Source organism: Mycobacterium sp. (genome assembly GCF_035623875.1).
Lineage (GTDB): Bacteria > Actinomycetota > Actinomycetes > Mycobacteriales > Mycobacteriaceae > Mycobacterium.
On record NZ_DASPSP010000161.1, the window covers coordinates 1 to 11,528 of the forward strand.

General features: G+C 65.4%; 13 protein-coding genes and 1 riboswitch. Of the genes, 8 read left to right on the forward strand and 5 right to left on the reverse strand.

The window, feature by feature from the left end; translation table 11 throughout:
• The 3 genes from VEI45_RS12955 to VEI45_RS12965 all read left to right on the forward strand — a co-directional run.
• A partial coding sequence (locus tag VEI45_RS12955; RefSeq protein WP_324853751.1) for an adenylate/guanylate cyclase domain-containing protein occupies positions 1-283 on the forward strand: 283 nt, incomplete at its 5' end.
• A gap of 84 nt (positions 284-367) precedes the next feature.
• A riboswitch (SAM riboswitch) is annotated at positions 368-481 on the reverse strand.
• A gap of 20 nt (positions 482-501) precedes the next feature.
• Positions 502-630 carry a hypothetical protein gene (locus tag VEI45_RS12960; RefSeq protein WP_324853753.1) on the forward strand — a complete coding sequence of 43 codons (129 nt, stop codon included), beginning with the start codon at positions 502-504 and terminating at the stop codon, positions 628-630.
• The gene (locus VEI45_RS12965; protein ID WP_324853755.1) at positions 627-2,300 is read left to right on the forward strand and encodes an NERD domain-containing protein; all 1,674 of its coding nucleotides are present in this window, start codon (positions 627-629) and stop codon (positions 2,298-2,300) included. The genes VEI45_RS12960 and VEI45_RS12965 overlap by 4 nt, the downstream gene beginning before the upstream one ends.
• A gap of 191 nt (positions 2,301-2,491) precedes the next feature.
• Here the strand turns inward: VEI45_RS12965 and VEI45_RS12970 are convergent, their stop codons facing one another.
• Together VEI45_RS12970 and VEI45_RS12975 are read right to left on the reverse strand one after the other, a co-directional pair.
• A complete protein-coding gene (locus tag VEI45_RS12970; protein ID WP_324853757.1) occupies positions 2,492-2,638 on the reverse strand; it encodes a hypothetical protein in 147 nt (48 codons plus the stop codon).
• A 71-nt stretch (positions 2,639-2,709) separates the two neighbouring features.
• Positions 2,710-3,357: a VWA domain-containing protein gene (locus VEI45_RS12975; protein WP_324853759.1), complete on the reverse strand. Its 648-nt coding sequence runs from the start codon at positions 3,355-3,357 to the stop codon at positions 2,710-2,712.
• A 476-nt stretch (positions 3,358-3,833) separates the two neighbouring features.
• Here VEI45_RS12975 and VEI45_RS12980 point away from each other — a divergent pair, with 476 nt between their 5' ends.
• The 4 genes from VEI45_RS12980 to VEI45_RS12995 all read left to right on the forward strand — a co-directional run bounded on the left by VEI45_RS12980 (position 3,834) and on the right by VEI45_RS12995 (position 7,957).
• Complete coding sequence (locus tag VEI45_RS12980; RefSeq protein WP_324853761.1) at positions 3,834-5,327, forward strand: arylsulfatase; 1,494 nt, start codon at positions 3,834-3,836, stop codon at positions 5,325-5,327.
• 9 nt (positions 5,328-5,336) lie between these two features.
• A complete protein-coding gene (locus VEI45_RS12985; protein WP_324853763.1) occupies positions 5,337-6,257 on the forward strand; it encodes an HAD family hydrolase in 921 nt (306 codons plus the stop codon).
• 124 nt (positions 6,258-6,381) lie between these two features.
• Positions 6,382-6,987 carry a TetR/AcrR family transcriptional regulator gene (locus tag VEI45_RS12990; protein WP_324853765.1) on the forward strand — a complete coding sequence of 202 codons (606 nt, stop codon included), beginning with the start codon at positions 6,382-6,384 and terminating at the stop codon, positions 6,985-6,987.
• A 10-nt stretch (positions 6,988-6,997) separates the two neighbouring features.
• Positions 6,998-7,957 carry an alpha/beta hydrolase gene (locus VEI45_RS12995; RefSeq protein WP_324853767.1) on the forward strand — a complete coding sequence of 320 codons (960 nt, stop codon included), beginning with the start codon at positions 6,998-7,000 and terminating at the stop codon, positions 7,955-7,957.
• Between the two features lie 71 nt (positions 7,958-8,028).
• Here VEI45_RS12995 and VEI45_RS13000 read toward each other — a convergent pair whose 3' ends face one another.
• Positions 8,029-9,189 (reverse strand): FIST signal transduction protein, encoded by a 1,161-nt coding sequence (locus VEI45_RS13000; RefSeq protein ID WP_324853769.1) that lies wholly within the window; start codon positions 9,187-9,189, stop codon positions 8,029-8,031.
• 421 nt (positions 9,190-9,610) lie between these two features.
• Between VEI45_RS13000 and VEI45_RS13005 the strand changes: the two genes are divergently transcribed.
• The gene (locus tag VEI45_RS13005) at positions 9,611-10,393 is read left to right on the forward strand and encodes a VOC family protein (RefSeq protein WP_324853771.1); all 783 of its coding nucleotides are present in this window, start codon (positions 9,611-9,613) and stop codon (positions 10,391-10,393) included.
• A gap of 90 nt (positions 10,394-10,483) precedes the next feature.
• On the opposite strand, the gene VEI45_RS13010 is transcribed toward VEI45_RS13005, so the two are convergent.
• Positions 10,484-11,074 carry a TetR/AcrR family transcriptional regulator gene (locus VEI45_RS13010; protein ID WP_324853773.1) on the reverse strand — a complete coding sequence of 197 codons (591 nt, stop codon included), beginning with the start codon at positions 11,072-11,074 and terminating at the stop codon, positions 10,484-10,486.
• Between the two features lie 6 nt (positions 11,075-11,080).
• Positions 11,081-11,528, reverse strand: a 448-nt coding sequence (locus VEI45_RS13015) for a crotonase/enoyl-CoA hydratase family protein (RefSeq protein ID WP_324853775.1), incomplete at its 5' end; no start/stop codon positions are given.

The window sequence follows — 11,528 nt, forward strand, 5'->3', positions numbered from 1 at the left end:
CGCGTGCGCGATCCGAGAAGCGGTGCAAGACCTCGGACTCAACATCCGCGCCGGCCTGCACACCGGCGAGGTGGAGATGATCGACCGCGACGTGCACGGGATCGCGGTCCATATCGCCGCGCGCATCATGGCGCTCGCGGGACCTGGAGAGGTACTCGTGTCGGGCGTGATCCCGCCGCTGGTCCTCGGATCGAGGATCGCGTTCGACGACCGCGGCAGCCACGAACTCAAGGGTGTGCGCGACCCCTGGCCGGTCCTGGCGGTGCGCGACGCGAGCGGTTAAAGGTGGTCACCGCGGTGGCGCCCACCAAGGACACACGGCGAAGCTGAGCATGTTCGGTCATTCCTGGCGACGCCACCCTCGGACGTCCACCTCTTGCACACACGGGGTGTGCCGGCTCTTCCCCTGGGGCACCGTGCGGTGGTAGCGCGGTTGCCGGGACGGCGGGCCAGGTACCCGAACAGCCGTCCGCTCGTGAGCAATTTCCAACGTAGCAGTAGGTGCCTACAACGGCCGTCATCCAAGCGTTGTTCAATCGTGGGATGGCGGTCGCGGAGGAATCGGTATTCGTCGATGCTCAAAGGGCACAGCAGCAGTTGTGCGGAGTTGTGGTGGTTCTGCCCGCATGACGATCACTCCCACCGAAACGCCACGTCTCGCCAACCGCGCCGAGCGCCGCGTTTACCAGGCGCTGATCGAGCAGCTGCAGCCCAATGACCTCGTCATTCCCGGTCAGCGTGTCACCGACCATCTGAAGGATCACGAGGTCGACTTCGTCGTCGCGATCGAGGGCGCCGGCATAGTCTGCCTCGAGGTCAAAGGTGGTGAGGTGTGGCACGACGGCGCCGGCTGGTGCCAGCTCCGCGGCGGCAAGCACGTCCACATTGAGCCGGTCCGCCAAGCCCGGGAAGCGTGCTACGCACTCCGTGATTACGTCGAAAGCGACCCACGATGGACACTCAAACGGCCCCGCTGGGATCACGTCGTCGTCCTGCCCAACACCCAACTTCCCGACGACTTCTCGCTGCCCGAATGCCCCCGTTGGAAGATCATCGACCGGACGGACCTGCCTAACCTAGTCCACAAGCTTCACCACATTCTCGCCCACCAGGAGATCGACCGACCCCTGCTCACCCAGGAAGGTATCCGCCAGCTCACAACGGCGTTGAGCGGCAGGGGATTACCGCAACGCGACGTCGTCGCCCGCGCCCTCGCCAACGAGGATGCCGCCGACGCGCTCACCGAACATCAGGCCGTCATCCTCGATGCCATCCGTCTTATCCATCGCGTCGAGGTGCGCGGTGGTGCCGGCAGCGGCAAGACCTTCCTCGCCATGGAGCAGGCCCGCCGACTCGCACAAAGGGGTCAACGGGTCGGACTCGTCTGCTACTCCCATGGCCTGGCCACCTACCTTGAGCGCATCAGCGCTGCCTGGCCTCGGCGTCAGCGGCCTGCCTACGTCGGCGAGTTCCACGCTCTCGGCGTCCTGTGGGGCGCGCCAGAAGGACCCGACGAATCACTGCGGACTGAGGAGACTGTGCAGTTCTGGGAACACGACCTCCCGCTTCAGATGGCCGAGCTCGCAGCCCAACTGGAGCCCGGCCATCGATACGACTCGATCGTCGTCGACGAAGCGCAGGACTTCGCGGATGCCTGGTGGGATCCGCTCCTTGCGGCTCTTAAGGACGACGAGGCTGGCGGCCTTTATGTCTTTTCCGATGAGGGTCAGCGCGTCTTCAACCGTCACGGCTCCCCACCGGTTCCGTTAGTGCCGCTGATCCTCGACCACAACGTGCGCAACACGAGGCAGATCGCGAATGCGTTCCAGCCGCTCGTCGATCACCCGATGCGCTTCCTTGGCGGCGAGGGGCCCGCCGTGAAATTCGTGGCGTGCTCGCGCGATGACGCAATGGACGTCGGTGACGGCGAGGTCGAGCAGCTCTTGGAAGAAGGATGGCGCCCAGAAGACGTCGCTCTGCTGACCACCGGCACCCGACACCCCGAACAGAAGGAACGTCAAGCCGCAGGCAACGCCGCCTATTGGGACAGCTTCTGGGATGCGGAGCAGGTGTTCTACGGTCACGTCCTGGGTTTCAAGGGCCTTGAGCGGCGGGCAGTTGTGCTCGTCGTCAACGAAGAGTCAGCGTTCGAACGCTCCCGCGAACGCCTCTACGTTGGCCTGTCCCGGGCCCGCGACGAGCTCGTGGTGTGCGGCGACCCGGACTTTATCCGCAAAGTCGGCGGGCCGGATCTCGCCCACCGTTTGAACCTTCCGTTCGACCTAACGGGAGATCGTTGATCCAAAGCTCGTTATCCAACTCGTCTTCGTGCGCGGTGAGGACGGTGCACAGTTGCCTACGCGGTCAGTCGGTTCCTGTGCTCATTGCCTGATGCCGTCCGGTGACAAGGGTCGGTGCCTTCGCATTCCCCTATTAGGCCATGACTTCGGCGCGCCCGGTCTGAGGGCGAATCATGCCGTGTTCCTGGTGATTACACGAATCCTTCGTCGACGAGGATGGCGCACGCGGTGGTGATGACGTGTGCCTGGCCCGAACCACCAACCGCCCGGCACCGATTCTTCACGTCCAGATAGTCGTGCCGCAACGTGATATCGAAACCCCGGTACATGCCGGGCACGCCGAACAGAGTCGATCCTGGTCCTGGACCGCGGGAGGAGCCAGGAGACCGGAGTTCGACAGCTGTGGAGACTACTTCTTTTTGCCGCTTCCGCCTCGTGCCTGACGCCGGTCCTCGTCGGTGAACTCGGCAGCCAGCCCCGCGCGGGAGGAGGCCATCGCGCGACCGGCCGACGCATAGGCGGCGTGCACGGCGACATCGTCGTCGGCGCTATAGGTCATCGCCATGGCCTGCGGCACCCCGATCCGGCCGCCGACGTGCACGGCGTCGATGTTGGCTCCCAGGAACATGAACGTCCAGTTGTACTGCTCGCGCTGCTGGGTGATCAGCTTCTTGACGCCGTCATAGGTCCACTCCTTGCTGGCGTTCTCCATGCCGTCGGTCATGATCAGCAGGATCACGTGGCCGGGGCGCTGTTTCTCGGGCAGGCTGGCCAGATGCTCGCCGATCTCGGTGATGAACCGGCCGGTGGCGTCGAGCATGGCTGTCATGTTGCGCGGCACTAGACTCAGCGGGCGCACGTCGGCGATGGGCACGTTGGCGTAGACGTTGTCGTACTCATCGTCGAACATCGACAGCGTCACGATCGCCTCGCCGGGCTCGGAGCGCTGCTTGGCGATCAGCTCATCGAAGCTGGTCTCGGTGGCCCTCTTGCAGCTCTCCATTGAGCCGGAGCGGTCCAGTAGGGCCGCGATCAGGGTGAGGTCGGGGTTGGTCATTTTGGGCATCCTTCCTTAGAGCGTGCCGAGCAGACGCTCGTACGTGGTGCGGCGCTGGTTCGCCCGGCGGGTTGACCGGATCTCGTGAGCCAACTAGCGGGCGAACGACGTCGGGCAGGGCGACTGCGGCGCCATGGCGGTGATAGCGCGTCCCTCCACGGCCGTCCCTCGGTGACGTACACCTTGCGACGGTGGTCGTTTCCCGTATGAATCCATTGTCCTCGAAGGGTCCGACAAAATACGGGTCAGACGTCGAGATCTATGTCGGTCTCCAGATTACTGCTGTACTTCGGCAGCCCGATGTGGCAGACGTGACGCACACGCCACTGGGCCCAGCGCCCAGGTAGCGGCTCATCTCGTGTCTTCGATGAACGGCGGAAACGGGAGCTAGGATCCCTGTTGGGGCCTGGTACGCGCCAGCGTCGGCTGGCGCCCGGGTGCGAGGCATCGGGGCTTCAACCGCGAAAGGCCAACCAGTGAACGATAAACCGAATGTCCTGATCATCTGGGGCGACGACATCGGTCAGAGCAACCTCAGTTGCTACAGCAACGGGCTGATGGGATACCGGACCCCCAACATCGACCGCGTCGCCGCCGAAGGGGTGCTGTTCACCGACTATTACGCGGAACAGAGCTGCACCGCCGGACGAGCGGCGTTCATCACTGGCCAGAACCCGTACCGCACCGGCCTGACCAAGGTGGGCCTGCCCGGGGCGGCGCTGGGCCTGCAGGCGCAGGACCCGACGATCGCGACGGCGCTCAAGGCGCAGGGCTACGCGACTGGGCAGTTCGGCAAGAACCACCTCGGTGACCGCGACGAGCACCTGCCCACGATGCACGGCTTCGACGAGTTCTTCGGCAACCTGTATCACCTCAACGCCGAAGAGGAACCCGAACTGCCGGACTATCCGAAGGATCCCGAGTTCCGCAAGAAGTTCGGGCCCCGCGGCGTGCTGCACACCTGGGCCAACGGCGACGGCACCCAGCGCGTCGAGGACACCGGCCCGCTCACCAAGAAGCGGATGGAAACCTGCGATGGCGAATTCCGCGACGCCGCAGTCGATTTCATCAAGCGCCAGCACGACGCCGAGACTCCGTTCTTCGTGTGGTTCAACTCCACGCACATGCATTTCCGTACCCACACCAAGCCCGAGAGCGTAGGCCGCGCTGGGCGCTGGCAGTCGCGCTACCACGACACGATGTTGGATCACGACGACACGGTCGGCAGCCTGCTGGATCTGCTCGACGAGCTGGGCATCGCAGAGAACACGATCGTCATGTACTCCACCGACAACGGTCCGCACATGAACAGCTGGCCCGACGCCGGCATGACCCCGTTCCGCAACGAGAAGAACTCCAACTGGGAAGGCGCCTACCGCGTTCCGGCGCTGGTGCGCTGGCCGGGGCACATCCCGGCCGGCTCGGTGTTGACCGGCATTGTCAGCCACGCCGACTGGTTCGTCACGCTGTTGTCGGCGGCAGGCGTGCCCGACATCGCCGAGCGGCTGCGTGCGGGCACAGACCTGAACGGCACGACCTACAAGGTGCACCTCGACGGGCACGACCAGTTGGCGTACATCACCGGCGAGACCAACGAGAGCCCGCGCAACCACTTCTTCTATGTCTCCGACGACGGCGACCTCACCGCACTGCGCTTCGACAACTGGAAGTTCGTCTTCCTTGAGCAGCGTTGCACGGGCACCCTGCAGATCTGGGCGGAGCCGTACGTTGAACTGCGCGTGCCCAAGCTATTCAACCTGCGGACTGATCCGTACGAGCGGGCCGACGTCACGTCGAACACGTATTACGACTGGATGCTGGACCACATCTTCCTGTTCGTTCCGGCGCAGGCTTACGTCGCGAACATGCTGGAGACGTTGGTCGAGTTTCCGCAGCGACAGAAATCTGCGAGCTTCAGCATGGACCAGGTGATGGCCAAGTTGCAGGAGGCCACTACCCGCAGCAGCTGAGCGACTCCGATGGATCGCAACGACCCGCTGCCGTCCTGGCGCCCCGGCAGCACCCGGGACGCGCTGGAGGCGTTCCTGGCCGCGGCCGAGGAGGTGCCGGTCGTCGATCGGGTCGCCTACTTCGACAACGACGGCACGCTGTGGTGCGAGCGGCCGAGCTACGTGCAGTTCGACTTCTTCCTCGACGCGCTGCGCAAACAGGTGACGGAGGACCCATCGATCGGCGAGCGTGCGGAGTTCGCCGCCCTGCTCAGTGGTGATCGGGCGGCGGTCGCGGGGGTCGGGCTGGAACGCATTGCGCTCGCCCTGGCCGGTCTGTTCGAGGGTATGACGCCGCAGGAGTTCACCTCTGCGGCAAGGGAATTCATGGGCAGAGCAGCGCACCCGACGCTAGGCCGGCCGACGCGCTCGGTGATCTATCAGCCGATGTCAGAACTCATCGCTGAGCTGCGGCGCCGCGACTTCACGGTCGGGATCGTCACCGGCGGCGGCACCGAGTTCGTCCGGGCGATCAGCGACGACCTCTACGGTGTGCCGGCCGAGTTGGTGGTGGGCACGCTCATCGGCTACGACGTCAGCCGTGACGGCGAAGGCCCGCCGGTCGTCCGGCGCACCAGCGGCCTGCTCGGCGTCGCGAATGAGGGCAGCGCCAAGGTCGCCAACATCCAGACCCAGCTGGGCCGTCGGCCGATCCTGGCCGCCGGCAACTCCGGGGGTGACCGGGAGATGCTGGAATGGGCGCAGGCCGCCGGCCCTCCCAGCCTTGCCCTGCTGATCGACCACGACGACGCCTCGCGCGAATTTCACTACACCAGTACGGCGCAGACGTTCGCCGAGACCGAGCCGATCACCGACATCGGGGCACGCCTGGGATGGACTGTGGTGAGCATGGCCCGTGACTGGGACGTCGTATTTCCGCCGGTTTCTTGATCGGATTCTTCTTCGCCCGCAACTCGCCGAAGTACGGCTCTCACGGAACTGAGCCTGGATCTACCGAGGATATTGGGGCTTATAAATAAGCGCGCGCTTATAATCGGAGCATGCGGAGGACCGGGTGAGCGTGACAACGGCAGGCGTCGTCAGTAGTTCTAAGGCCGCCGCGCGAATCAGGGCGGCCGCGATCGAGGCGTTCGCCGAGCACGGTTACGGCGGTACGACCACCCGTGACATCGCGGCACGCCTCGGTTTGAGCGCGGCCGCGATGTATCCGCACTACAGATCCAAAGAAGAACTGCTCTTCGTCATTGCGTACGAGGGCCATCAAAAGACTGTCGAATGGCTAAAGGCCGCCGATCCGGTCAGCGAATCGGCGGCCGACCGCTTACGGGCGGTCGTTGGCGAGTTCGCCCGGACGCAGGCGGCTTATCACGGCCGATCAAAGGTGGTCGAGTACGAGTTGACAGCACTCTCTCCGGACCACTACCGAGTGATCGTCGGGCTGCGCCGCAAACTGACGCGGCATGTGCGGGAGATTGTGGAAGCCGGCGTCGCCGACGGGTCTTTTGCGGTTCCGGACACCGAGGGCGTCACCCTTGCCATCGTTTCACTGTGTGTCGACGTCTGCCGCTGGTTCCCGACCGCGCGCTACGCAGATCCCGAAGCGGTGGCCCGGCTGTACTCCGAGTTGGCGGTTCGCCTCGTCAGCGCAACTAACGAATAGGACTGACTAGATGATGCAACCGCAACTCGCCGAGCCCTGGGGCGGCGCCAGTCAATTCACCGACATCGCCGGACCGGTGCACTGGGTGAACTTCGGCGGGCCGTCGGGGGTTCCGCCGATCGTCATGGTGCACGGATTGGGTGGCTCACACCTGAACTGGGTCAGGATCGCTCGACCGCTGACCGAGCGCAACAGAGTGATCGCCATCGACCTGCCCGGATTCGGGTTCTCACCTGCCGCGGGCAGAAGGACCTCCATCGAAGCCAACACGAAGGTACTCGACCGCTTCATCAATGAAATCCTGGGCAGCCCAGTCATTTTGATGGGTAACTCGATGGGCGGTGCGATTACGATCCTGGAGTCGGCCGCCAGCCCGCAGGCGGTCGCCGCGGTAGTACTGGTCGATTCGGCACTGCCACGACCCGCGGAGGTCCCCGACCCCCAGGTCGCCGCACAGTTCCTGATGTACGCCCTTCCCGGCGTCGGCGAGGCATTCATGGACATCAGCAGACGATCCAGAACCGACCGCGAGCTCGTCGAACGAGTCGTGAACCTGTGCTTCGCCGATACACGCCGAAGCTCCCCGGAGGTGATGAACGCCTCCACCGAACTCGTCGCACACCGCCGCCGCCACATGCCCTCCCAAGATGCCGCCTTCCTGCAGGCCGCACGGTCGATAGTGCGGGCGGGTCTGCGGCCGCGTCATTTCAAGAACACGATGAGGTCGCTTGTGCAGCCGGTGCTGCTCATCCACGGCGATCGGGATCGGCTGGTGCCCGTCGCCGCCGCGCGCATTGCGGCCACCGCTAATCCCAAGTGGGACACCGAGATTCTCCATGACGTCGGACATACACCACAGCTCGAGGATCCCGACGCGGTAATCCGCGCCGTGTCGCGTTGGCTGGATCGCCACGAACTTGGCGCCACCGGCGCCACAAACATGACTGCACCAGTTGAGGACAATCGATGAAACAACTCTCCGGCCTAGACGCTGGACCCGTACGCGAAAGCGATCGACGGCGTATTTCGTTGGTTAGCAGCTCATCTCGTGTCGTCGATGAACAGCGCCATCGACGCGGTAAATGCGTGCAACGCGTTACGGCCCGCGATCGGGCCGATCTCCCCGGCGGCGAAGAAACCGGCGAGCGGAATCCCGCCAAGTAGTTCCTCGATCGTCGACGCGTCATGGTCGGCGACCCCGAACATCCGCCGCCCACGTCCGTTGCAGGTGAACAACAGCGCGCCAGCCGGACGCCCGGGCAATTCCGCTCCCGCCCGCTCCACGGCCAGGCGCAGGTCCTTGTCGGCCCCCGCCGCATCACGGACCTGGAACTGCACGGTCGCGCCGACCTCGACGACGTCGCCGATCTCGATCGCCCCGGTCGAGGGGTCGGCGCCGAGCAGCCCGCGGATCAGGAAGTCGCCCTGACCCGGAGCCGCCAGGTGCTCGTCGACGACGATCCCGATCTGCAGGCCGTGGCTGACCAGTTCCTGCTCGTCGCGCGGCAGCCCCTCGACGATCTCACGCAGCCGTTGCAGCGGCGGTCGGCCGCCCAGCTCGGTGATCGATGCGCCGTCCGCGCCGGTGACGATGTATGGGTAGCCGATCGGCCGGCAGCCCTGCGACACGATCGGGACACCGTGCACGCCGGGCAGGCGCACGCCGACGAGGCCGGAGGTGAGCACGCCGTGGTCGCGGAACAGCCGGGTCTCGCCCGGTCCCCGCCCGCCGCTCACCACGCCGCCCACCACCGTCGTTCCCGGCAGGTCGGTGTTGAGGTGCTCGATGAACAGGCTCGACGGGAATGTGTACGGGTCCGGCAGCAGCAGGTGCAGATCGTGCGCGGTCCGGTCGAATCGGTAACCAGTGATCAGGCCGCCCGAGCCGGTACGGGCGAAGTCCAGCTGGAACGTCTCGGCGGCCAGGCCGGACGCCAGCCACACCGCCACCGCGGGCTCGTCCTCGATCTCGTGGCGGCCGGCGACGATCGTCTGGGCGACGCACCCGATCAGCGCGGGCGGCTCGACTATCCGCTGGACCGCGTCGAGGACGTCGACAGCCTTGTCGGTGTGTGATCGCGATCCGAGTAGCACGGCCAGCGACGGCGCCTCACCCGCGAGCTCGTCGCGCGCGTGCGCTGCAGCCTCCACCGCGGCCTGCCGCGCGTCGGGCGCGGTGGAAACCCCGACTCCGATCCGCACCCTTCCATGATGCGCCGCCCGGGATGCGACGAGACGTTCAGGACCGCATCCGTTTGCACAGCCCGCGGCTCAGCGGCGGCGCGACTTTCAAAACCCAGCGTCAGTTGGTCGCCGAGAGCCTGGTCTTCGACCGATGCAGGAACGAACGCGGGTCCTCCACGGCAGTCACGCCAGCAGCCATCCTCTCTCTCGAATTTCGATTCCACACTTAGGATTTCGCTATCGCTACCGGTCGGCAGGTGGTAGTTTGAAAGCCGGTGTCCGGATGTGCTGGGGGGTTGGCCGCAAGCTCGTCGCGCCGGAAGGCGTGGCTATGCGACCTTCGCCGAACCGTTGCGACCGGGCCCGATGCCGGAGTCCTCGATCGAATCGTCTGCTACACCGGCCGGTGCCGATTCATTCGCCAGATGGAAGGTGAATCATGCCTAAGTTAAGCCAATACGCCCAGGGCACGCCGAACTGGGTCGACCTGCAAACCACCGATCAGTCCGCGGCTAAGCAGTTCTACGCATCGCTATTGGGCTGGAGTTACGACGACAACCCGATGCCTCAAGGCGGTGTGTACGCCATGGCCACGGTGAACGGAGAAACGGTGGCGGCGATCGCGCCGATGCCGCCGGGTGCACCAGAGGGCAGGCCACCGATGTGGAACACCTACATCGCGGTGGACGACGTCGATGCGGCGGTCGACAAGGTGGGATCCGCGGGCGGGCAGGTGCTGATGGCACCCGTCGATATCGGCGAAGCCGGCCGGATGGCCTTCGTCGCCGATCCGACCGGCCCCGCCGTGGGGCTGTGGCAGGCCAACCGCCACATCGGCGCGACGCTGGTCGGCGAGCCAGGGGCGCCTATCTGGAACGAATTGATCACGGACAAGCCGGAATCGGCGCTGGCCTTCTATGAGGCCGTGGTCGGCTTGACGCACTCCGCTGTGGAGATGGCACCAGGTCAGAAGTACACCCTGCTCAAGGTCGGTGGAAACGATGTCGGCGGTTGCACGGAACCGCCAATGCAAGGTGTGCCTAACCATTGGCACGTCTACTTCACGGTCGACGATGCCGACGCCACAGCGACCAAGGCGGCCGAGGGGGGCGGGCAGGTCATGGTCGAGCCGTTCGACATCCCGTCGGTGGGGCGGTCGGCTGTCTTGACCGACCCGCAAGGCGCGGTGTTCAGCGTGCTGAAGCCGGCGCAACAGATGTAGGGGTCAGTCCGCGACACGCGGTGAGTCTTCGTCCAGCCAACGAGCTGTGGGCATAGGCCGCCGGGGCAGAATCGTCGCGCGGCCGGAGCTTCAGCGCGCAAAGCCCCGCAGAATCGCGGTCACCCCAACCTCCCAGCGCCGGTTCACCGACGCCTTCGACTTGCCCAGCCAGCGGCCACCTTCCTGAACGGCCAAACCTTGTGCCAGAGCGAGCAATACGTGCGCGATATCGACTGGGTCGCCGGTGAGCAGCCCGGCATCGGTGCACCGCTTGATTCTGCCGACGAAGATCTCTCGCACCGACGGCGACATCGCGAGTTCCTCGGGGCCGGGGTCGAAATCCTGGAAGGGTCGCGAGAACATCACCCGGGCCAGCGCCGGGTAGTCCAAGCAGAACCGGCGGAACACCGGAATGAGCCGCTGCACGTCGGCGACCGCGTCGTCGGTCTCGGGTTCGGCGAGCAACCGTCGGGAAAGCATCCGGAATCCCTCGAAGAACACCCCGCGCAGCAGCCCGGGCTTGTCGCCGAACAACTCGTACACCGCGGGCACCGACGTGCCGGCCTGCTCGGCCACCCGCCGGGTAGTGAACCCCGACAGACCGTCCTCATTCAATGTCGAGACCGCGACCTGCAGCACTCGATCGCGAAGCTCTGGGGTGCGCTGCTTCGGCCTCGGCATCCGGTTCTACTGGACGCCGAATTCGGCTGGCACTTGGTCTATTCCGGCGCGAAGCTCCTTTAGCGCATCGGCGCGGGCGCGCAGCTTGCTGGCCGCATGTGCGCCCAGATTGAGCTTAGTGAATTCCAGGGCAGCCTCCTCGGCGCGAGGAAGCACCCGCTCCGGTAGGTCGAACTCGTCGATAAACCCCGCGGCCAGGGCGGTCTCGCCGAAGAACACCTTGGACAGCCCGACTGCCTGCTGATAAGCCGACCGCGTCAGACGCAGCTTCATGATTGCCAAGGCCGCGTACGGCACGACCATGCCGATGGCAACCTCATTGGCCTGAATGGTGTATCCCGGCGCGGCGATTCGGTGATCGCCACTGCACAACAGGAACGACCCCATCGCGATGGCCGGGCCGGTGCACGCCATGACCACCGGCTTGGGGTAGGACAGCAGCCGATACGACAGT

Bases quoted from the DNA above. Each gene is read 5' to 3' on its own strand.
- VEI45_RS12965 (WP_324853755.1), top strand. From the start codon at position 627: ATGACGATCACTCCCACCGAAACGCCACGTCTCGCCAACCGCGCCGAG.
- VEI45_RS12975 (WP_324853759.1), bottom strand. From the start codon at position 3,357: ATGACCAACCCCGACCTCACCCTGATCGCGGCCCTACTGGACCGCTCC.
- VEI45_RS12985 (WP_324853763.1), top strand. From the start codon at position 5,337: ATGGATCGCAACGACCCGCTGCCGTCCTGGCGCCCCGGCAGCACCCGG.
- VEI45_RS12995 (WP_324853767.1), top strand. From the start codon at position 6,998: ATGATGCAACCGCAACTCGCCGAGCCCTGGGGCGGCGCCAGTCAATTC.
- VEI45_RS13005 (WP_324853771.1), top strand. From the start codon at position 9,611: ATGCCTAAGTTAAGCCAATACGCCCAGGGCACGCCGAACTGGGTCGAC.
- VEI45_RS13010 (WP_324853773.1), bottom strand. From the start codon at position 11,074: ATGCCGAGGCCGAAGCAGCGCACCCCAGAGCTTCGCGATCGAGTGCTG.